The sequence below is a fragment of the Niastella soli genome (assembly GCF_017742245.1).
Lineage (GTDB): Bacteria > Bacteroidota > Bacteroidia > Chitinophagales > Chitinophagaceae > Niastella > Niastella soli.
In genome coordinates this window covers 2,880,119-2,900,463 of record NZ_JAGHKO010000001.1, presented here as the reverse complement: position 1 = coordinate 2,900,463, position 20,345 = coordinate 2,880,119, and the positions used below count along the sequence as shown (strand labels likewise).

At 42.1% G+C, this 20,345-nt stretch carries 17 protein-coding genes; 5 read left to right on the top strand and 12 right to left on the bottom strand.

Annotated elements, in window-relative coordinates; all coding sequences use genetic code 11:
* Positions 1-229: 229 nt before the first annotated feature.
* The gene (locus J7I42_RS35675) at positions 230-463 is read right to left on the bottom strand and encodes a hypothetical protein (protein WP_378571065.1); all 234 of its coding nucleotides are present in this window, start codon (positions 461-463) and stop codon (positions 230-232) included.
* Here J7I42_RS35675 and J7I42_RS11900 point away from each other — a divergent pair.
* Positions 377-3,841, top strand: a complete 3,465-nt coding sequence (locus J7I42_RS11900; RefSeq protein ID WP_209139003.1) for a SusC/RagA family TonB-linked outer membrane protein — start codon at positions 377-379, stop codon at positions 3,839-3,841. The genes J7I42_RS35675 and J7I42_RS11900 overlap by 87 nt on opposite strands.
* 19 nt (positions 3,842-3,860) lie before the next feature.
* Positions 3,861-5,228: a RagB/SusD family nutrient uptake outer membrane protein gene (locus tag J7I42_RS11895; RefSeq protein WP_209139002.1), complete on the top strand. Its 1,368-nt coding sequence runs from the start codon at positions 3,861-3,863 to the stop codon at positions 5,226-5,228.
* Between the two features lie 132 nt (positions 5,229-5,360).
* Here the strand turns inward: J7I42_RS11895 and J7I42_RS11890 are convergent, their stop codons facing one another.
* From J7I42_RS11890 to J7I42_RS11870, 5 genes are all read right to left on the bottom strand, one after another.
* Entirely contained in the window at positions 5,361-5,618 is a 258-nt protein-coding gene (locus J7I42_RS11890) for a hypothetical protein (RefSeq protein WP_209139001.1), read from the bottom strand.
* Between the two features lie 154 nt (positions 5,619-5,772).
* The gene (locus J7I42_RS11885) at positions 5,773-6,213 is read right to left on the bottom strand and encodes a MauE/DoxX family redox-associated membrane protein (protein WP_209139000.1); all 441 of its coding nucleotides are present in this window, start codon (positions 6,211-6,213) and stop codon (positions 5,773-5,775) included.
* 644 nt (positions 6,214-6,857) lie between these two features.
* Positions 6,858-7,124: a DUF6520 family protein gene (locus J7I42_RS11880; protein ID WP_209138999.1), complete on the bottom strand. Its 267-nt coding sequence runs from the start codon at positions 7,122-7,124 to the stop codon at positions 6,858-6,860.
* Between the two features lie 385 nt (positions 7,125-7,509).
* Entirely contained in the window at positions 7,510-7,875 is a 366-nt protein-coding gene (locus tag J7I42_RS11875) for a phage holin family protein (RefSeq protein ID WP_209138998.1), read from the bottom strand.
* A gap of 28 nt (positions 7,876-7,903) precedes the next feature.
* Positions 7,904-8,128, bottom strand: a complete 225-nt coding sequence (locus J7I42_RS11870; RefSeq protein WP_209138997.1) for a YtxH domain-containing protein — start codon at positions 8,126-8,128, stop codon at positions 7,904-7,906.
* Positions 8,129-8,374: 246 nt separating this feature from the next.
* Here J7I42_RS11870 and J7I42_RS11865 point away from each other — a divergent pair, with 246 nt between their 5' ends.
* Positions 8,375-10,825, top strand: coding sequence for a PAS domain S-box protein (locus J7I42_RS11865; RefSeq protein ID WP_209138996.1), 2,451 nt, complete (start codon positions 8,375-8,377; stop codon positions 10,823-10,825).
* On the opposite strand, the gene J7I42_RS11860 is transcribed toward J7I42_RS11865, so the two are convergent.
* The 4 genes from J7I42_RS11860 to J7I42_RS11845 all read right to left on the bottom strand — a co-directional run bounded on the left by J7I42_RS11860 (position 10,822) and on the right by J7I42_RS11845 (position 16,979).
* On the bottom strand, positions 10,822-11,838 hold the full coding sequence (locus tag J7I42_RS11860) for a LacI family DNA-binding transcriptional regulator (RefSeq protein WP_209138995.1): 1,017 nt from the start codon (positions 11,836-11,838) through the stop codon (positions 10,822-10,824). The two genes, J7I42_RS11865 and J7I42_RS11860, sit on opposite strands and share 4 nt — an antisense overlap.
* A 12-nt stretch (positions 11,839-11,850) precedes the next feature.
* On the bottom strand, positions 11,851-14,142 hold the full coding sequence (locus J7I42_RS11855) for a GH92 family glycosyl hydrolase (protein ID WP_209138994.1): 2,292 nt from the start codon (positions 14,140-14,142) through the stop codon (positions 11,851-11,853).
* 249 nt (positions 14,143-14,391) lie between these two features.
* The gene (locus tag J7I42_RS11850) at positions 14,392-15,543 is read right to left on the bottom strand and encodes a formylglycine-generating enzyme family protein (RefSeq protein ID WP_209138993.1); all 1,152 of its coding nucleotides are present in this window, start codon (positions 15,541-15,543) and stop codon (positions 14,392-14,394) included.
* Positions 15,540-16,979, bottom strand: a complete 1,440-nt coding sequence (locus tag J7I42_RS11845; protein ID WP_209138992.1) for an arylsulfatase — start codon at positions 16,977-16,979, stop codon at positions 15,540-15,542. Before J7I42_RS11845 ends, J7I42_RS11850 begins: the two co-directional genes overlap by 4 nt.
* A gap of 164 nt (positions 16,980-17,143) precedes the next feature.
* On the opposite strand from J7I42_RS11845, the gene J7I42_RS11840 reads away from it, so the two are divergent.
* Positions 17,144-17,965, top strand: a complete 822-nt coding sequence (locus J7I42_RS11840) for a purine-nucleoside phosphorylase (protein WP_209138991.1) — start codon at positions 17,144-17,146, stop codon at positions 17,963-17,965.
* Here J7I42_RS11840 and J7I42_RS11835 read toward each other — a convergent pair.
* Positions 17,960-18,361: a response regulator gene (locus tag J7I42_RS11835; protein WP_209138990.1), complete on the bottom strand. Its 402-nt coding sequence runs from the start codon at positions 18,359-18,361 to the stop codon at positions 17,960-17,962. The two genes, J7I42_RS11840 and J7I42_RS11835, sit on opposite strands and share 6 nt — an antisense overlap.
* 186 nt (positions 18,362-18,547) lie before the next feature.
* Here J7I42_RS11835 and J7I42_RS11830 point away from each other — a divergent pair, with 186 nt between their 5' ends.
* A complete protein-coding gene (locus J7I42_RS11830; RefSeq protein WP_209138989.1) occupies positions 18,548-19,384 on the top strand; it encodes a serine hydrolase in 837 nt (278 codons plus the stop codon).
* Here the strand turns inward: J7I42_RS11830 and J7I42_RS11825 are convergent.
* Complete coding sequence (locus J7I42_RS11825) at positions 19,381-20,337, bottom strand: cation diffusion facilitator family transporter (RefSeq protein ID WP_209138988.1); 957 nt, start codon at positions 20,335-20,337, stop codon at positions 19,381-19,383. The genes J7I42_RS11830 and J7I42_RS11825 overlap by 4 nt on opposite strands.
* Between the last annotated feature and the right edge of the window lie 8 nt (positions 20,338-20,345).

Here is a 20,345-nt window from a genome sequence, read left to right as displayed (position 1 = left end):
ATTAACAACACCTATAATAGGGTAAAAATAATTGCTCTCCCGTTAATCATTAAACCACATCTAACGCTGTTCTTCCATTTAACGAAATGGCCAGCGTTGAGCCCAAAAGCTACCCTGCGACCATGAGCTTACTCGCTCATGGTTCGCAGTAAGGTGGCTTAATTTTTTTATATATTAACCGCGCTTTCAATATGAATTTATAATTTCATCAATCGGATATTGTAGGTAGTTACCCATAAGGGGAAATGCTATATTTAGTCAACTTTTCTCGGTTTATTCGAGCAATTGGTTGACTATTTTTATTTTTACACAAAATAAAGGTGGCAACGAAAAGTGTATTTCTGACGGCATTTCGCAATTGGAGGAGGTTCTGATTATGAAACACATAACTGCTTTTCTGATCCTTGCTTATGTGCTTACAAGTGTACCCGCACTTGCTCAGATCACCTTTTCCAAAAAACATGTAACCATTAGTGAGCTGCGTAAGGTATTGGAAAAACAGGCAGGCTATACCATCTTCAACACCAACTCCATTTCCTCACAAATAAAGCCTGTAAATATTCACCTTACCAACGTCACCGTTGAACAACTGCTTGATGAATTTTTCAGGTACCAGACCTGTACCTATACCATTATCGACAAAATAGTAACTGTTATTCCAAGAGGCAGACAAACCGCCATTGGTAAAAGACTCGCCAATATTAAGGGCAAAATATTAAATGAACAGGGAGAACCTATACCGGGTGCAACCATTACCATAAAAGGCAGAAACCAGCAAACCAGTACCAACGAAAACGGTGAGTTCAAATTAAACGGGATAGATGAAATTGAATTGAACATTGTTGTTACCAGCATCAATTACGAATCGGAGGAAGTGAACTGGCAGGGTGAATCAGAATTGAATGTCAGGTTAAAACAACACGTAAGTGAATTAAACAAAGTGCAGGTAGTTTCAACCGGTTACCAGAAAATCTCAAAAGATAAAACGCCCGGCTCTTTCGTAAAAATAGATAACGAACTCTTCAATCGACGGGTATCTACCAACATTGTTGACCGGCTGGAGGGCATTACCAGTGGGCTGGTGTTCAATAAAAATGTAAATACTACTACCAACCAGACAAACATTGCGATCCGGGGAAGAAGCACCATTTATGCCAACGCCAACCCCCTGATTGTAATTGACAACTTCCCTTATGCCGGGGATATCAACAATATTAACCCCAATGATGTTGAAAGCATAACGGTATTAAAAGATGCAGATGCCGCCTCTATCTGGGGCGCCTATTCAGGCAACGGCGTTATTGTAATTTCCAGTAAAAAGGGCAAATATAACCAGCCACTAAAACTTTCCTTCAACAGCAATGTAACGGTAGGGCAAAAACCTGATCTGTTTTATAGACCTATTTTGAGCCCCGCTGATTATGTAGATGTGGAACATTTCTTATTTGACAGCGGATTTTACAATTTTCAGGAATCAAACCAGCTTCGCCCCGTGCTATCGCCGGTGGTGGAAATACTCATTAAAGAACGAGACAAAGTGATTTCCCACAGCGAGGCTGAAAGACAGTTAAATGAATTAAAAGGTCAGGATACCCGAAAAGATCTTGACAAATATTTTTACCGGTCCAGCGTAAACCAGCAGTATGCGCTTAATGCCAGCGGCGGCAGCGCTAACAACAATTATTATCTTTCATTGGGCTATGATAAAAACCTGGCAAACCTGATCAGGAACGATTATGATCGTTTAACCCTAACCGCCAACAATTCATTTACCTGGTTAAAAAAGAAGCTCGAGTTTAACACTGGAATCATATATACTGATACAAGAGTACAAAATAATAATACGGGATTGCCTAACCTTATTCTCCCCTATCTCGATCTGGTAAATAAAGATGGAAATGCGGTAACAGTACCTGCAGATATCAGGCAGGCATTTAAAGACACCGCAGGCAGATCGTACCCGGATCAACCGTATCTATTAGATTGGGACTATAAGCCCTACAACGAGCTGAAGTACAGCAATAACTTAACCAAAACAACGGATTATCGCATTAATGCTGATATAAAATACGCGCTATTTAAAGGACTCAATGCTGCCGTACTGTACCAGTACAATAAAGGATTTGTTGACCAGGAAAATTATAATAGTCAGCAATCTTATTTTACCCGTAATCTTATAAACCAGTTCACAGAGTTTGATACCGCAGGACAAGTGATCAGACACATTCCCTTAGGAGGGATCTTAGACCAGAATACAGTTAAGTACGAGGCGCATAATGTTCGTACCCAGTTTAACTATAATACTAACTGGTATAACCGCAACCATACCACCTATCACCAGATCACAGCATTAGCAGGTGCAGAAGTAAGGGGTACTAAAACATTCTATGAGGGCCTTCGCACCTATGGGTATAATATAAACCTGCCAGCACTTTCGCCTGTGGATTATGAGAATCCCTTTCCCTTATACTATGCACCTTTTGCCACTAAAAAAATTGAGTACCGGAACAGCAGCCGTACCCAGACAGATAACTATGTTTCCTACTACCTGAATGCTAAATATATTTTCCAAAGAAGGTATATTTTATCAGGCAGTATCCGGAAGGATGAATCAAACCTCTTTGGCGTAAAAACCAATCAGAAAGGGGTACCACTTTGGTCGGTTGGCGCCAGTTGGGAAATTAACCAGGAACAGTTTTATCAAATAACCTGGTTACCCTATTTAAAATTGCGGATCACCAATGGTTACAAGGGAAATGTTGACAGAACTGTATCCGCCTATACAACAGCAAGCATAGATGCAGTTAATTATTATAACATATTGTCTGCTTCTATTGACAATCCTCCCAACCCTTCACTTCGCTGGGAAAAGAATCATATGATCAATTACGGGGTCGATTTTGCCACCAAAAAAGGTATACTTGAGGGTAGCCTGGAGTATTACACCCGCAAAGGAATTGACTTGATTGGTAACAGCCCGCTTGACCCTACCACCGGCGTTACAACGTTCAGGGGCAATACAGCTGACATGAAGGGCAAAGGCGTTGACATTATGCTGCGCTCAAAAAACATCAATAAGCAGTTCAAATGGATCAGTACCTTGCTGCTAAGTTATACAGTAGACAAGGTAACAGATTATAAAGTACAACAAAGCGCGGTTTGGTATTATTGCGAACCGCAATATATGAGCCCGCTAAAAGATAAGCCCCTTTATTCTATATACAGCTTAAGATGGATGGGGCTTGACCCCAGTACAGGTGACCCACGTGGTTACCACAACAAGGAGCTCAGTACTAAGTACAGCGATATAACTTTATCATCAGATCTATCTGAACTCATCTATAGAGGACCTGCAAACCCGGTTTATTTTGGGAGCCTGCGAAATAATTTTAGCTATAAACAAGTAGAACTCTCGTTTAATATTTCCTGGAAATTGGGCTATTATTTTAGAAGACCTTCCATAAATTATACAGACCTGTTCAATGGCCGAAGCCGAGGTAATCCGGATTTTGAACAACGCTGGCAAAAACCGGGGGATGAAAATTTCACCTCAGTACCCTCTATGGTATTTAATGAAAGCGCATATAGAAGTAATTTTTACGCATATTCGGATGTATTGATTGAAAAGGGCGATCATTTCCGGTTACAGGACATTCAACTTAGTTATCAGGTAAATAAAAGCGAGACCCGGTGGTTGCCTATAAACCAGTTCAGAATATATCTATATGCCAATAATTTGGGGATCCTTTGGAAAGCCAATCACGCAGGTATTGACCCGGATTATATTTCAGGGATACCGGCACCCAGGACCATTGCAGCAGGAGTAAAAATAGATTTCTAGTCAATTAATTCCTTTTCCAATGAAAGTAAAAAATATTTGCGGCTGTCTTTTTATACTTTATTTGGGCATCATCAGTTGCAACAAAAAGGAATTTCTGGATGAGAAACCCAATTCAAATGTAGTTGTACCAACCACCCTTGACGATTTTCAGCAATTGTTGGATAATGAGGTGCTGTTGGGTTTGACACCAGCATTGGGCGAACTCTCTGCAGATAATTTTTATATTATGCCTGGTTACTGGCAATTACTCAGTAAAAAAGAAAAAAATGGGTACATCTGGGCAGCTGATATCTATGAAGGAGAAGGGAAAGTAACAGACTGGAATACACCATACGAACAGGTCTTATATGCCAATGTGGTACTGGATGGGTTGAAAAACGTTGATATTACCCCCGATAACCAACAGCAGTGGAATTTCCTGAAAGGGTCTGCGTTGTTTATCAGGGCGTATGCTTTTTATAACCTTGCCCAGATTTTTGCGTTACCATACAGAGCTGAAACGGCCACATCAGATCTGGGTATACCGTTAAAACTAACGCCGAATGTTGACGAAGTTATTAAACGATCAACCCTGGAGGAAACTTATTCGCAAATATTGAATGATCTGAGTGCGGCCAAAGATCTTTTACCTATACCGGTAACCAGTTATCTAAACCGGCCAAACAAACCAGCTGTCAATGCCCTGCTGGCCCGGGTTTATTTAACCATGCGAAAATTCGATGAAGCAGGTGCCGCTGCAGACAACTGTTTACAACTCTTTAATGGAATTATTGACTACAATATAAAGGACCCTTCTGCACCAAGACCCTTTGAACGCAATAATGTAGAAACCATGTATCAAAGCAGGTTTGTTGAAACCAACGTGGTAAAACCCAGTAGCACTTGTATTGTAGATACTAACCTTTATAGTCTGTATGCCCCGAACGACCTGCGGCGGACGCTGTTTTTTACCGTAAACTCAGCCGGCAGGGTCAATTTTAAAGGCGGTTATAATTCAACCAGCTTTGGTTTTACCGGGTTGGCCACCGATGAAATGTATCTGACAAGAGCTGAATGCCGGGCCCGGGCAGGGGATGTTATCAATGCCATGAATGATCTTAACACCCTGCTAAAACAACGTTGGAAAACCGGCACCTTTGTTCCCTATACTGCCACCACAAAAGAAGAAGCATTAATTAAAATACTTATTGAAAGAAGAAAAGAAATGCCCTTGCGCGGTATACGCTGGACAGACATCAGGCGGTTGAATGTGGGAAATGCAAACATTGTTCCTAAAAGGATCTTAAATAACCGGCTGGATTCTTTACCTGTTAACAGTCCATTATATGCGTTGCCCATTCCACCCGATGCCATCCTGATGGGGCATTATGAACAAAATGTCAGGTAATAGTTTCATCATATAAAAAAACCAGTCATACTAAAATGACTGGTTTCCAGGAATGTCTTTTACTTTCTAATTGATGTCAGGATACAAGGTGAGTATATACCCACATCAATTAAACAGAGCATTAACTAACCATTACAGCGGGAACCATGACCCTTCGTGGCAGGGTGCATAAACGTTTGGCTGACCAATTGGATCGGGGATCCAATAGGTACAAATACCTCCGGCCACAAAGCAATCCCAATCTTCTCCATATAAGCCTACACGCATATAACCAGCTCCGGTCCAGATATACTGTGGTGAATTTTCACATTGTACGCAAGTGGTACCAAAGGCACCACCAACGCCTGCAAATATTGCAAACGCAATAAAAGCCACTTTAACTTTGTTCATACTTGTTCTTTTTCTAAATGGTTAATTTTAACTTTGCCTACTCTATTATGCAGGTTTTCGGCTACGCCTGACCTGTTATTCCCGCACACACCTACTCCGGAATAAGTGCTACAGCAATTAAAACAGGAAAAAGTTATGTATTTGACTAGTGTATTTATGCTTCAACAGCACGTACCGCAGCTACTGGTTCCCGCTTTTTAAGCCAGATACCCAGTATTGAGATCCCAACAAAAAACAGATTAAAGACTAGGTGTTGTGGCCAGGTGAGCTTTTTTATTACGCCCCCACAGGAACAGGGAATATACAGGAACGCATGACATAATACAGCCACTGTGTAGATTGTAAAGGCCATCATCAGAACTAATGATGCATACAAGGCAGGCACTCTGGTTTTCTCGAATATCAATCCAATTGCAATAAGTACTTCAATAAATGGAATACTCCATACCAGGTAGGGAGTCATCCAGTTAGGGAACGGCTGGTTATTCATATCGCCAATAAAAGTCCTAAAAGCAAGCCATTTGCTTACACTGGCGTACAAAAAAAGCAATATCAATAAGGAAGATATTATTTCAATAATAATCTTTCTTTTCATAATATAAATGGGTATTAAGGGCGCAAGGCATTATTGACGAATGGAAGCATTCCAAAATCACTGATTCCTGCTATACGTTAGATGTAGATTAGAATAAGGCGTTCTGAGGGATAAGGCAGGTCGGGAAGCGATAGAACTAAAGTTATATACTAATAGACTATGTTCAAAAATTTATATCAGTTATTTTTAGATTATTTAAGTGCCTGCATGTAGCTTTTGTTCTCAGCTCATATACCTATTACATATTTTTATTGTTCGTTTCATTTCCATTACTGATCATTAATTCTGCTAAGTGTAATGAGATATAAATGAAACCACTTAAACAACCCATCTCACTTAAACCATTTCATTTCAACCATCAAACTACATAAAATAAGCAGGTGAATAATATCAAATAAGATTTATTAATAAATAATTCATCATAAATTATTCAAATAAAAACTTTGTATAATAAAGGTAAGTCTCACGATTATTAAAAAAACAGGCTATGCATCAATGATAGTAATTATCACTGAAAGTACACAATGCAAAATCATGCAAAATGTTAGACTGATAGCCAAAGTAATGGTTTCCCATTATGCACGGCTACATATTTCGGGCTATACCGTTATATAACCCGTTAAAACACGGTATTTACAGAAAGCCTATTGTATGGTTGGTACATATACTCCCTGGCGGGCTGGCAAATATTGCAGGGGATGGCCTACCGGATCGGGCTGGTAATAGGTACAGGTATCTGTAGAGTCGTGGCAATTGTAGTTAACCCCCAACTCTCCAGCTGGTTTAAAAGAGTTATTAACGGGGATGTATTGAGGCTGGTCATTGTCGTTCAGATAAAAGCGGGTGGCGAGGGCGCCCGCAATGGCAATTGTAATGGCTGTAACATTCAAAGCAATTTTGATCTTTTTCATACTCAGGTGTTTAATGGTTAACAGTAATTCAGTGATGCAGGGATCATATGCAAGCATATAATGCTTGTATATAACGAGTATTCGAATACCCCACGTATTCAAACATGCGATTATATAATCTGCCTACCTTAAAATTAGTATTGCAAAAAGCTTTACAGTTGGAGAGTCACGTTAGTCAGAAACCGGCAGACTACCCATATGAGTTATGAATACAATCAGGCCGAATACCTGCTTTGAGGTCTTGAAGTGTTACCAGGGAATCTGAATAAAAATAAAGAAGAAAAAGATCTTATTCAAATAAAATCACCAAACAATGTTCTTTTCAAATCATTGTAAACGTTATATATCTGTAGTATACAGGCCTTCATTAAATTAATGCAGTATGCTAGGAGTTTTGTTCTTCCTCATCGTTATTATGCAATTGCTTTATTATGGCATTCATGATAGGAAAACGTATTAACCGGCTTCTGGTTACCCAAACAATAATACCCAGTAACATATAAATACCGGCCACAATTAAAAAACCTGCATAGGGTTTTCCTATCCAGTCGCTCAAGGCCCAGGCGCCCGCAATGCTTCCAAAAACCAACACAAATAAAAAGAACAGGGTCACTATAGTAACAGCGATTATCTGGCTAACAACCCGCGATGTTTTTTCAGCAATCGCTAGTTTGGCTAATTCAACTCTTATATTGATATACTCTTTTACATGGTCAGTTAACCCTTCCCATTTTTTGAATGACTCACTCATAAGACCAGTATTAATGTAAATTATCCGATTATGCAAAATCCTCCTGTTGCTGCTCCATATCATCTTTTACCGCATTCATTTTTTCTTTCATTTCATTGAACTTATTCTTAATGGCATCGGACATCTTTTTACCTTCTTCATTAATTTTTTTCCGGGTTTCGGTGCCTTTGTCAGGGGCAAACAAGATACCTAATACAGCACCTGCAGCAGCTCCAATAATAAAGGCGGTAAGAATTTTACTACTGTTATTCATAACTAAACATTAGATTAAAAATAAATTAGAATGGTCACTCCATTACAAAGTTAACTGCCTGTGGCTTACCTTGAACTGATTGATATCACTCTTCTTACCTCAATGCACCCCATTTTTTGCCAGGTTTGTAGAAGCCAAGGGGGGTACAATAGAACTGACTGTAGTACAGCTCTTTACATAATAGCCAACCTCCAACTCCTGTTGGCATAAAATTTTAAAACCATATATTATACGTTACTCTCGAATATGAAATCAAAAGAAATGCCGCAGTTAAAAAGAACAAATAATGACCCCGAATTGTCGTCACTGCCCCAGGCAGTTCCCGAAAACAGTTCGTACCCCGAAGGCACAGGCGGCTTTAAAAAAACGAAAAACTTAGTTGAAACGGTTCCCCAAACAACAAATGCAGCTAAAGAAATAGAGGCGCAATATCAACAACTCATTCAGGCTTTGCCTGCTGCCATTTATATCTGTGACGCCAACGGCTTTATTCGCACCTATAATAAAGCAGCTGTTGAATTATGGGGGCGGGAACCCGAAATAGGAAAGGATACCTGGTGCGGGGCGCAGAAAATATATACTATAGATGGAAAATCGCTGCCAATGGATCAATGCCCCATGGCCATTGCAATAAAAGAGGGCCGGGAAATTCAGGATGCAGAGATCATTTTCGAACGTCCTGATGGCAGTAAGCGAATTATAATGCCACATCCCAAACCTTTTTTTAATACCGACGGAAAAGTGACCGGCGCGGTGAATATGCTGGTTGATATTACCGGCTATAAAAGTAATGAAGAAAGTAACGGCCATTTTGCAGCCATTATTGAATCCTCTGACGACGCCATTATCAGTAAAACGCTGGAAAGCATTGTCACCAGTTGGAATAGCAGCGCAGAAAGGATCTTTGGCTATACGGCCCAGGAAATGATCGGGATTTCTATAACCAAAATTGTTCCTCCCGACAGGCTGGATGAAGAACCTAAAATACTGGAACGCTTAAAAAGAGGTGAACGCATCGAGCACTTTGAAACCAAACGCCTAACAAAAGATGGCAGGCTGCTCGATATCTCGCTCAGTATTTCACCAGTTAAAAACAGTAAAGGGACCATCATAGGCGCTTCAAAGATCGCCCGTGATATTACACAACAAAAAAGAGCTGAGCAACAGATCAGAGAAAGTGAAGAACGGTTGCGGCTGGCCATAGAAAGCGCCGACCTTGGTTCTTTTACCTGGAATATGCTCAATAAAGAATTTAATTTTTCAGAACGGCTGGCAAACATTTACGGGTATTCGACCTCCACTGTTCTCTCCTATAATGACCTGCTGGCAGCCATAGATTTTGAAGACCGGCCTATCGCTGACAAATCGTTCGAAAAAGCATTACAAACAAGTCTGCTGAAATATGAAGTACGTATTGTATTGCCTAATGCCACCAATCCCATTCGATGGGTTCGCCTGAATGCAAAAATATTGTTCGATGAAAAACAGGCACCTGTAAAAATGCAGGGCATTGTACTGGATATTACCGAACAAAAAGAAGCCGAACAACGCATAAAGGATAGTGAAGAACGGTTACGGCTGGCGGTAACAGCTGCAGAAATAGGCCTGTGGGACCTTGATCTTACAACAGGTTTAACCATTACGTCGCCCGAGCACAGGAAAATAGTAGGGCACTCATTAGTACTATGGAGCCGGGAATTGTTTATGAAATCGGTTCATCCGCTCGATCGCGGCTGGGTAGAACGGTCATTCCAGGTTGGATTGATAACTGGCAGCCTGGCATATGAGACCCGCATCATCAGGGAAGACAAGTCAGAACGATGGATCAGGATAAATGGAACAACTGTTTATGATAAAAAACAAAATCCAGTGCGTATGCTCGGCACGGTACTCGATATTACCGACCAAAAGAAAGCCAATGATGACCTGGAAAAAATGGTACTTGCCCGTACCAGTGAGCTGCTCACGTCCAACTCAGAACTTGAAAAATCGAATCATGAGCTGGAACAGTTTGCCTATATCGCCAGTCATGATCTGCAGGAACCGTTGCGCAAAATTCAAACTTTCGCCGACCTGGTAAAGGAACATCTCAACGACCGTGAGGTGATCGAAAAATATTTTACCAAAATATCTTCCTCTGCCAAACGCATGTCAACCCTTATCAATGACGTGCTCAACTATTCCCGGCTTACCAAAACCGGTGAACAATTTCAAAAAACAGACCTTAATCAGGTATTGAACGACGTACTTTCTGATTATGAGTTACTCATTGAACAAAAACAGGCATCAGTAACCTATAATAACCTGCCGGTCATTAAAGGCATTCCATTACAGTTACACCAACTGTTTGCGAACCTGGTCAGTAATTCACTAAAGTTTTCAGAAAACAAACCAATTATTAACATTAGCTCGAAAATATTGCCGCCTTCAGAAGTACATAATTATCCGAAATTGCATGAAGGCAACGAATATGTTCAAATCTCTTTTAGCGACAATGGCATTGGCTTTGAACAACAATATGCAGAACAGATCTTCATTATATTCCAAAGATTGAATAACATGCGATCTTACAGTGGTACTGGAATAGGCCTGGCATTATGTAAAAAAATTGTTGACCACCACGATGGAGCTATTACCACGAAAAGTGCACCAGGTATGGGGGCCACCTTTACCATTATATTGCCAGTTAACCACTAGGTAGACCCTCTTACTATTAATTTTGCATCGAGCTCTATTTCTGTTTTGGTCATTTTATTTTCCGGACTTTCACAGAAATCCATCAACAACGCTACTGCTTTTTTAGCAATGGCTTCAACCGGTTGCTGAATGCTGGTAATTCCAGGTGGGTAGATGCGGAAGATATCGTGATCGTCAAAGCTTATAACGGCAATATCCTCAGGCATATTCATTTTTAACCGGTTGATGCTCTCCAGCCCCAGTATTGCGAGGTAGTTGGTAGCAAAAAACAGGGCATCCAACTGAGGATTATCTTTCAACAAGCCAGCTATCAAATCAACCGATTCATCGCGATTATGTGTATAGGGAATTTTCAGGATGATATCCTTATTCAACCGGATGCCTTCTTTTGACAGGGCGCCAAGATAGCCATCCAGCCGCTGCTCCATTTGTATAACGTCGAGGTCTACCGTAACAAACCCTATCTCGCGATACCCGCGGGAAAATAAATGTGCCATTCCCTGCGCCACCGCCTCGGTATTGTTCACCAACACATGTGACGCTTCCACTGTAGGCAAATAGCGGTCAATTAAAACAACAGGCCGGTTTAGCTGAACCAGTTGTTGAATATCATCTTCCATATGCGGCGCGGGGGTTATCAGGTAACCATCCACCTGCCGTTGCGACAACATATTGATCAACTCTTTACCTTTTGATGCATTGTTCTCCGTACTACAATACACTACCCGGTAACCATATTGCTCCGCTTCTTCTTCAATTGTTTTTGCTAAGGTGGCAAAAAATGGATTGCCAATGTTCTCTACTATCAGCCCCAGCGTTTTTGATTTGCCGGTTCGCAGGCTAATGGCCAATTGGTTGGGGTAATACCCTGCATTACGGGCTACTTCAATCACCCGTTTTTCAACCGTTTCGCTGATGCGCATTTTGCGGGCTTTACCGTTCAATACAAATGATACGGTTGACGATGCCACGCCCGCCATTTGAGCAATATCTTTTATGGATACTTTTTTCATATGGTAATTGTATTATCGGGCCAAAGCCTGGGATACTGAAAATGGAAATGCCGCCGGTGTTGTTCCCCGGGTATAAGAAGGCTTGTTCTTCACATCGTATATCAATGTGCCGCCTTTTTGTAATTGACTGTGGTCGATCCAGTTCTTTGTATGTGCAACTCCGTTCAGTGAAATATTATGAATATAAAAGGTGTTTTTGTCTGTTGCAGGCGCCTGTATTATCAGCTTTTTACCATTTTCAAACGTGAGCGTCATTTTGCGGAAGAGCGGTGTTCCAAAAACGTATTGGGTTGTACCAGGACAAACCGGGTAAAAGCCCATGGCTGAAAAAACATACCAGGCAGAAGTTTGTCCATTGTCTTCATCGCCACAATAACCATCAGGTGCCGCATGGTATAATTTATTCATCACCTGCCGTATCCAGTATTGTGTTTTCCAGGGTTCGCCGGCATAGTTGTACAAATAGATCATATGCTGAATAGGCTGGTTACCGTGGGCATATTGTCCCATGTTCATGATCTGCATTTCGCGGATCTCATGTATAACGCCCCCGTAATAGCTTTCATCAAAAACCGGTGGCAGAGCAAATACGGTGTCCAGCATTTTGGTGAACATTTTTGAACCACCCATAAGGTTTGCCAATCCCTGCACATCATGAAAAACACTCCAGGTATAATGATAGCTGTTGCCTTCGGTAAATGCATCGCCCCATTTAAACGGATTGAATGGTGATTGAAAACTACCGTCCTTATTCTTTCCACGCATCAACAGCGTTGTAGGATCGAACAGGTTACGGTAATTCATGCTCCGATGGGCAAAACGATCAACTTCTTCCTTTGGCTTGTTTAATGCTTTGGCAAGTTGGCTGATCGTAAAGTCGTCATAAGCATATTCGAGCGTACGGGCTGCATTCTCATTGATCTTAACATCATATGGTACATACCCCAATTCATTGTAATACTTAACACCTTTTCTTCCTACCGAAGTAAGCGGACCTTCATTTTCAGTATTCTTTAATATTGCCTCATACAATGTATTGATATCGTAACCACGTATTCCTTTTATATATGAATCTGCGATCAAAGAGGCTGAGTTGGAACCGACCATACAATCACGGTGGCCAGGGCTCGCCCACTCGGGCAACCAGCCGCTTTCTTTATAGGTATTTGCCAGCCCCTGCATGATCTGACTGTTCAGGCTGGGATACATTAAAGTAAAAAATGGAAACACGGCCCTGAAGGTATCCCAAAAGCCATTGTCGGTAAACATATAGCCAGGCAATACCTGTCCGTTGTATGGGCTATAATGCACTACTTCATTAGCCTTGTTGTACTCATAGAATTTACGGGGAAATAAAAGGACCCGGTACAAGCAGGAATAAAAGGTTTGCAGTTGATCAGGCGCACCGCCTTCTGCAAGCAACCGGCCTAATTCATTGTTCCAGGCCTGGCGCCCTTTTTTACAAATATTATCAAAGGACTCATTGCCTAATTCGCGTTGCGCATTTAATTCGGCTTGTTCAAAACTGATAAATGATGAGGCTGTCCTTACATGCACCTGCTCGCCTTTGGCGGTCTTGAAACCAACAATGGCACCAGTATGGCTGGACTGGTATTCCAGTGTATCCTTTGCCAGTGTTTTATCATGCCAGGCATGAGCTACCGTAAAATCTTTATCGAAATAAACTACAAAGTAATTTTTGAAACCGGCAGGAACGCCACCACTATTGGCTGATGAGTAGCCAATTATTTTTCTTTCACCAGGAATGATCTTTATATAAGAGCCTTTATTAAAAGCATCTATTACTATAAATGAACTATCGCAGGCGGGAAATGTAAATCGTAACTGGGCTGCACGTTCAGTGGGCGTAATTTCAGTGGTTACATCTGCATCCGCCAGATAAATACTATAATAGTAGGGTGTTGATTTTTCTGTTTTATGGGAGAACCAGCTGGCGCGTTTGTCCTGGTCGAAATTCATTTTTCGGGTAACCGGCATAATGCTAAACTGGCCGTAATCATTTATCCAGGGCGAGGGCTGATGGGTTTGTTTGAACCCTCTGATCTTTTCGGCGCTGTACTGATAGGTCCAGCCGTCACCCATCTTGTTCGTTTGAGGTACCCAAAAGTTCATTCCCCAGGGAAGCGCAATGGCTGGGTATGTATTTCCGTTGGAAAGCTCAACCCTTGAATCGCTGCCCATCAACGGATTTACATAATCCACGGGTTCAAGCTGGTTTTGAGTCATTTGAGCAAAGGAACCAACGTAACAAAACGTCAATAGCATGCATACAATCGTTCTCATGTAATCAGTTAATTTAAATATACCCATAAAGTGTCGGTATGAGTAAACAGGTAACAATAATACATATCTAAAACGATTTTGCAAAATTAAAAAAGCAAGACCGGCAGATATTTTTTTCCTGGATCAGGTTGGGAGCGGAAGAAAACGGAGTATTCTTGTTTTTGGAACAAATATATAAGGTCTACATCATCAATTAGTATGATGACCTTGCCTATGCAAACAGAAGAAAAAGTGTTTCTTCCTGCTATTTCAATTTTTCACACATCGAAATCCGGTATGTTCGAGGCCGGTATCGGGTGAAGTTTTCATCCTTGCCGATACCCGGTAACTGGCGCAATAAGAGGCATGACACAAAAAAGAGCCTCCACGTACTACCCTTTTGGGGACCGTGGGTTCGTCCGGATCGTAACTGGCAGCAGGCCCTATCGGGTTCACTGACTGTTTTGATGCAGCTTGCGTGTAATAATCAGAGCGGTACCAGTCAGCACACCATTCCCACACGTTGCCGGCCATATCATACAAGCCATAGGCGTTGGCTGCAAATGATCGTATCGGGGCTACACGCGCAAAGCCATCGGCCACTGTATTTTGATCGGGAAAATGTCCCTGCCAGATATTTGCTTTAGGTTGTCCCTTTTCAACAGCCTCATTGCCCCAGGTATAGGGTTGATTGGTTAACCCCGCACGGGCGGCCCACTCCCACTCTGCCTCCGTCGGTAATCGCTTGCCGGCCCATTTGGCGTAGGCCATTGCATCGTCCCACGAAACCTGTACTACAGGGTAATTCTCTTTTCCTTTAAGGTTGCTGCCGGGTCCCTCAGGATGTTTCCAGTCGGCGCCTTTCACCCATTGCCACCACTGGCTTACATCATTCAACGCCACAGGTTTTACAGGGGGAGTAAAAACTAATGAAGCGGCCACCAGCAGGCTATCGGCTGGTTTGGGCGTTCCTGGCGGCAATTGTTTTTTTAATTCCTCCCAATCGGGTGTGCGTTCTGCAGTTGTGATATATCCTGTGGCTTTTACAAACTCCAAAAACTGGGCATTGGTCACTTCGGTGGCATCCATGTAAAATCCATTTACATGCACTGCATGTTGGGGATATTCATCTGGCCTGCCTTCTTTATCGGACGCCCCCATTTGATAGTCCCCGGCAGGTATCTTAACCATACCGGTATAAGAACTCTTTCCACTGGCAACAATAGTGTCCGTTGAAGCCGCTGCAGCAAAACGCGCTGGCAGATTTGACGTGCACGACATGATAGTATCCCCTGCCGGCAAACTGTCTTGCCTGGCGGCCATTTTACCACTGCCTGCCTGTTTACATCCTGCGATGGCTGCCACCATTGTTACGGCACAAATTCCCAACCCTCTTTTTATATTTTTACCTGTTACTATCATTCTACATTAGCTGATTTTGTAAGCAAAGGAAAATCCGGGCTCTCCCGGTGTTGTTGTTCCATAATTTTTTGGATCTTCTGCACCACATCGGGATGCTTGTCTGCCACATTGTTCTTTTCACCCACATCTGTTTGCAGGTCGTATAATTCTATTGGACCGTTTGGCTGGCTGGTCACATTTAATTTCACGCCCTTCCAGTTTCCCATACGCACGGCTTGTTTCCCTCCCTGTTCATGAAACTCCCAATACAGCCAGGGATGCATGGGTGCATTCCGCTGCCCCAGTAATGCCGGTACTATAGAAATCCCATCGATATTTTTGGGTTGCGGGGCTTTTGCCAGATCGGCGAAAGTGGGTAAAAAATCCCAAAAGGCCCCTACATAATCAGAAGTATTGCCTGCCTTTATTTTACCTGGCCACCAGGCGATCATTGGTTCACGCATGCCGCCCTCATACAGGTCTCTTTTTATGCCACGCAATGGTCCATTGCTGTTGAAATTATCAGGATCGTTCCCGCCTTCTCTGTGTGGACCATTATCGCTCGAAAAGATCACCAGGGTATTTTTATCAATGCCATCTTCTTTTAATTTTTGCAATACCTGCCCAACATACACATCCAACCGGCTTACCATAGCAGCGTAAGCAGCACGTGGATAAGCTTGTGGCGCATAGTTCTTACCATTCCATTTTGTTACTGGCACAGGTTGTTCATTTAACAATTTTTTGTATTTCTCAAACAGGCTGTCATCGGGCACCTGCAAGCCTGCATGGGGCAACGTATAAGAGAGAAATAAAAAGAAAGGGTTCCCTTTTTGCTTATCAATAAACTGTAGTGCTTTCTGGTGAATTAGGTCTGCTGAATAGTCTGTAGGGTGTTCAGGCGTGTTGGCGGCAAAATCAACCCGGGTTTCGTTGTCCCATAAATGATCAGGATAATAATCATGGGCCAGTGACTGACAATTATAACCATAGAAGGAATCAAATCCCTGTTTAAGGGGATCGCCGGAAGAAGCTACCGGCCCCAACCCCCATTTTCCAAAATCACCGGTTGCATAACCAGCCTTCTTCAATACTTCAGCAATAGTAACAGCTGAGTCAGGTATGGGCCATTGTCCTTCAGGCTGCACACCTTTGTTACCGCGAATAGGCGTATGCCCCGTATGTTGACCGGTAAGAAATGAGGAACGGGACGGTGCACAAACGGCTGTACCAGCATAAAACTGTGTAAATCGCATTCCTTGTTTGGCCATGGCATCAAGATGCGGTGTTTGTATCAACCTTTGTCCGTAACAACCTAAATCGCCATACCCCAGGTCATCGGCAAGAATAAAAATAATGTTTGGCCTGCCTGCTTTTGTTTGCTGGGCAACGCTTTGCTGGTATTGGAACAATATACACAAACCGGTAAGGGCAATCGTAATAAAGGATTTGTTCATCTTTACTGGCATTTATTGAGCTGTTATACGGCTTATTACTCCACTAAATTAATAGATTTATCAATACAGATCATATTCTGAAAAAGAATACACTGTTGAATAAAAATATCCAAATGCTTCTAAATAACCATTGGATTACTTTATTTTGAAAAAAAAATAACGGGATGGACCATATCGTTGAAAAAATTGCAGAAACGACCCAGTTTTTAAAGGAGAAAGGATTCACCGGTGCTTCCACCGCTATTGTTTTGGGAACCGGGTTGGGGTCTTTTATCGACCGGGTTGAAGTTATTCAGCAAATTTCGTACAATGAGATCCCGCATTTCCCCACCTCTACTGTTGAATCGCACAAAGGCAAACTCATATTAGCCACCCTGGCCAATAAAAAAATATTGGTCATGCAGGGACGCTTTCATTATTATGAAGGTTATAGCATGCAACAGATCACTTTTCCTGTAAGGGTATTTAAAGCATTGGGCGTAGCCAATCTGTTGCTGAGCAATGCATCGGGCGGTATGAACCCTGAGTACAAAAAAGGCGATCTTGTATTGCTTACCGATCATATAAACCTGCAACCAGAAAATCCATTACGCGGAGTGAACGAAGCTGGCCTGGGCCCCCGGTTCCCTGATATGAGCCAGCCTTATGATATCCGCTTAAATAAAGTATTTATAAAAACTGCGCTTGACCTATCGGTTCCGCTTAAACAGGGCATTTATGTGGCTGTACCAGGTCCTAACCTGGAAACAAGGGCTGAATACCGGTTTCTTCGGGTAATAGGCGCTGATATGGTTGGTATGAGTACAGTGCCGGAAGTAATTGTAGCTAATCAAATAGGGCTCTCCTGTGCGGCAGTGAGCGTGATCACCGATGAATGTGACCCCGATAACCTGCAACCGGTAAATATTGACGAAATAATTGCCGTTGCCGCCAAAGCCGACCAAAAGCTGAGCTCCGTATTTAAAAGTGTTGTTGAACAATTATAGCACCTGCTCGTTGTTATGGACCAACGATTGCAAAAAGCTGCAAAGCTCTGAGAACCTGGAAGGCTTGGTAACAAATAATACGGCGCCTAACTCTTTTGTTTTGGCAATATCACCCGGGTTTGAACTGGTTGAGTAAATGATCACCGGGATGTTTTTCAGGTTATCCATTTGCTTTATTTCCTTCAGAAATTGTACGCCGCCCATCCGGGGCATATTGAGATCAACAAAAATATAGTCGGGTAAAATGGTTGCGGTTGATAGTACTTTCAGGGCCTCGTAACCATTGATAGCCGTTATTAATTCAAGGGCTTCATCAACCTTTACCAAAGCTGATTTAAAGATTTCATGATCATCCAAGTCATCATCGACCAAAAACAGAAGTTGATTTTGAAGCATTGATGTAAGTTTCTGAAAATATTAGTTTCAAGGAATAATTCAAGGTAAGTTTTTTTTATAAAATCATCCCGCTGACAAAAACATTTTCTATTATCTTAGACTCTATAACTTCCGGTTATGACCAATTATCCAAAAATTTTCTTATTGCTTGGTAGCCTGTCCCTGCTTTGTGCCTGCTCAAATCGTATGACATTAAATAAACTTAAAGACCAGATCAGTTCCAGGCTGGAAGAACAACCTGGCAATTTTGCTATAGCATTTAAAGACCTGTCGACAGGAGAAACTTTACAGCTCAATGAACAGGACTTTTTTCATGCAGCCAGCACCATGAAAACGCCCGTGATGATTGAAGTATATAAACAGGCCGCTGCAGGCGTCTTTTCGCTGAATGATTCCTTTGTACTTAAAAATGAATTTAAAAGCATTGTTGACAGCAGTGTTTTTAGCCTGAACGCCAAAGACGACAGCGACACTACAATGTACCAGCATTTGGGTGATAAAATATCGTTGTACAACCTGGTCTACGATATGATCATCAGAAGCAGCAACCTGGCCACTAATATGGTGATAGAGCTGGTAAATGCCCGCAACGTTACCCAAACCATGCGGCAACTGGGCGCTAAAAAAATACAGATACTACGGGGTGTGGAAGATTCAAAAGCGTTCGCCAAAGGCTTTAATAATGTTACCACAGCAAATGACCTGCTGGTGATCTATGAAAAAATGGCCAAGGGTGAAATAGTAGACAGCGCTTCCTCCCAGGCTATGATTAAAATTTTATTGAATCAGGAGTTCAATGAGATCATCCCGGCAAAATTACCAAAGGATGTAAAGGTGGCACATAAAACGGGAAATATCTCTCATGTTCTACACGACTCGGGAATTGTGTTCCTGCCCAATGGGAAAAAATATGTGCTGGTAATATTATCGAAAAACCTGCAAAACGAAGACAACGCAAAAAAGGCAATGGCAGAAGTTTCAGAAATGATCTACAAATATGTAAGCAGTCCAAAAGAATCTTAATGTGAGTGCGGTTGTGTTTGTTGTTCTAACCGTTCATTCTCATTGGGGCAATGAATGGTTTCCGACTCCAGTTCAATGGTACTGTGATGAATGTTATGATGCATCAATTCATGTTTGAGGTGTTGTATCACTTTTAATTTTTCATCAAATGGCAAACTATCATTGATGATCACATGGGCCGTGAGTGCATTTTCGGTAGTGCTTAATGGCCAAATATGAATATGGTGCACATTGACGATATGCTTAACCGATAAAATAACACGGCTTATTTCTTCCAGCTCAATGCCCGCCGGTACCGCATCTACCGACATTTTAAAACTATCAGTAAGCAATGACCAGGTGCTGATAAGAATAATGACCATGATGGCCAGCCCAATGGCAGGATCTAACCAATACCAACCAGTATAGGAAATAATAATACCACCAATTACAACACCTACCGATACCAGGGCATCGGCCAGCAGGTGCCAGTAGGCGCCTTTTACATTCAGATCGGTGTCTTTATGTTTGAAAAAAAGAAAAGCAGAAATACCGTTCACGGCAATCCCCAACGCTGCTACCCAGGCAATGCCCTTACCCTCTACAACCGGTGGCGCCTGAAAGCGCATTACAGATTCATACCCCAACGTACCAATAGCTATAAGCAACAATAAGGCATTAAGAAAAGCCGCTAACACAGTTGTTTTCTTGAATCCATAGGTAAACCGAATGGTGGCCTGCCGGTGGGCGAGTTTAAAAGCAATGTAAGAAAGCAGCAAGCTGGCTACGTCTGCCAGGTTATGCCCGGCATCGCTTAACAGCGACATGGATTTATAGGCCAATCCCGCCACTACCTCCACCACTACAAACAATACATTCAGGCCGATCCCAAACTGAAACGCTTTCAGGCTCGCGGTATTAAATGAAACGGCATGTGAGTGTCCGTGGTGGGCATGTGAGTGATCATGTGCCATTATATAAA

Excerpts from the sequence above, each read along its gene's own strand:
- J7I42_RS11900 (WP_209139003.1), top strand. The coding sequence starts at position 377 with ATGAAACACATAACTGCTTTTCTGATCCTTGCTTATGTGCTTACAAGT.
- J7I42_RS35675 (WP_378571065.1), bottom strand. The coding sequence starts at position 463 with ATGTTTTTTGGAAAAGGTGATCTGAGCAAGTGCGGGTACACTTGTAAG.
- J7I42_RS11895 (WP_209139002.1), top strand. The coding sequence starts at position 3,861 with ATGAAAGTAAAAAATATTTGCGGCTGTCTTTTTATACTTTATTTGGGC.
- J7I42_RS11890 (WP_209139001.1), bottom strand. The coding sequence starts at position 5,618 with ATGAACAAAGTTAAAGTGGCTTTTATTGCGTTTGCAATATTTGCAGGC.
- J7I42_RS11885 (WP_209139000.1), bottom strand. The coding sequence starts at position 6,213 with ATGAAAAGAAAGATTATTATTGAAATAATATCTTCCTTATTGATATTG.
- J7I42_RS11880 (WP_209138999.1), bottom strand. The coding sequence starts at position 7,124 with ATGAAAAAGATCAAAATTGCTTTGAATGTTACAGCCATTACAATTGCC.
- J7I42_RS11875 (WP_209138998.1), bottom strand. The coding sequence starts at position 7,875 with ATGAGTGAGTCATTCAAAAAATGGGAAGGGTTAACTGACCATGTAAAA.
- J7I42_RS11870 (WP_209138997.1), bottom strand. The coding sequence starts at position 8,128 with ATGAATAACAGTAGTAAAATTCTTACCGCCTTTATTATTGGAGCTGCT.
- J7I42_RS11865 (WP_209138996.1), top strand. The coding sequence starts at position 8,375 with ATGAAATCAAAAGAAATGCCGCAGTTAAAAAGAACAAATAATGACCCC.
- J7I42_RS11860 (WP_209138995.1), bottom strand. The coding sequence starts at position 11,838 with ATGAAAAAAGTATCCATAAAAGATATTGCTCAAATGGCGGGCGTGGCA.
- J7I42_RS11855 (WP_209138994.1), bottom strand. The coding sequence starts at position 14,142 with ATGAGAACGATTGTATGCATGCTATTGACGTTTTGTTACGTTGGTTCC.
- J7I42_RS11850 (WP_209138993.1), bottom strand. The coding sequence starts at position 15,543 with ATGATAGTAACAGGTAAAAATATAAAAAGAGGGTTGGGAATTTGTGCC.
- J7I42_RS11845 (WP_209138992.1), bottom strand. The coding sequence starts at position 16,979 with ATGAACAAATCCTTTATTACGATTGCCCTTACCGGTTTGTGTATATTG.
- J7I42_RS11840 (WP_209138991.1), top strand. The coding sequence starts at position 17,144 with ATGGACCATATCGTTGAAAAAATTGCAGAAACGACCCAGTTTTTAAAG.
- J7I42_RS11835 (WP_209138990.1), bottom strand. The coding sequence starts at position 18,361 with ATGCTTCAAAATCAACTTCTGTTTTTGGTCGATGATGACTTGGATGAT.
- J7I42_RS11830 (WP_209138989.1), top strand. The coding sequence starts at position 18,548 with ATGACATTAAATAAACTTAAAGACCAGATCAGTTCCAGGCTGGAAGAA.
- J7I42_RS11825 (WP_209138988.1), bottom strand. The coding sequence starts at position 20,337 with ATGGCACATGATCACTCACATGCCCACCACGGACACTCACATGCCGTT.